The organism is Acinetobacter calcoaceticus DSM 30006 = CIP 81.8 (assembly GCF_000368965.1).
GTDB classification, from domain to species: Bacteria; Pseudomonadota; Gammaproteobacteria; order Pseudomonadales; family Moraxellaceae; genus Acinetobacter; species Acinetobacter calcoaceticus.
The window spans coordinates 1,039-1,535 of sequence record NZ_KB849784.1 but is presented as its reverse complement, the minus strand read 5'-3'; the positions used below and the strand labels follow the sequence as shown (position 1 = coordinate 1,535).

Below are 497 nucleotides of genomic sequence, written 5' to 3'. Positions count from 1 at the left end.
GGCGATGAAGTTGAAGCAGTAGCAACAGATCCAGCTGGAAATACATCAGGACCTGCAACAGGCGTTGTTGATGCAGTAGCGCCGACAGTAGCGCTTAACGATCTATTGACCAATGACAGCACCCCTGCATTAACCGGTACAGTCAATGACCCGACAGCAACCGTGGTTGTGAATGTGGATGGTGTTGACTACCCGGCGACTAACAATGGTGACGGCACCTGGACGCTTGCAGACAATACCTTGCCGGCATTAACTGATGGTCCACACACCATTACCGTGACTGCAACAGATGCAGCAGGGAATGCCGGTACAGATACCGGTGTTGTGACAGTTGATACAGCTGCACCGAATCTACCAGTGATTGACCCGGTGAACGGGACAGACCCGATTACAGGTACAGCAGAACCTGGTTCAACAGTAACCGTAACTTATCCGGACGGTAGCACAGCAAGTGTTGTAGCTGGACCGGATGGTAACTGGACTGTGCCAAACCCAGG

General features: G+C 52.3%; 1 protein-coding gene. It reads left to right on the top strand.

Annotated features, from left to right (window positions below; genetic code table 11):
- Positions 1-497, top strand: a 497-nt coding sequence (locus tag F936_RS19615) for an Ig-like domain-containing protein (RefSeq protein ID WP_005049840.1), incomplete at both ends; no start/stop codon positions are given.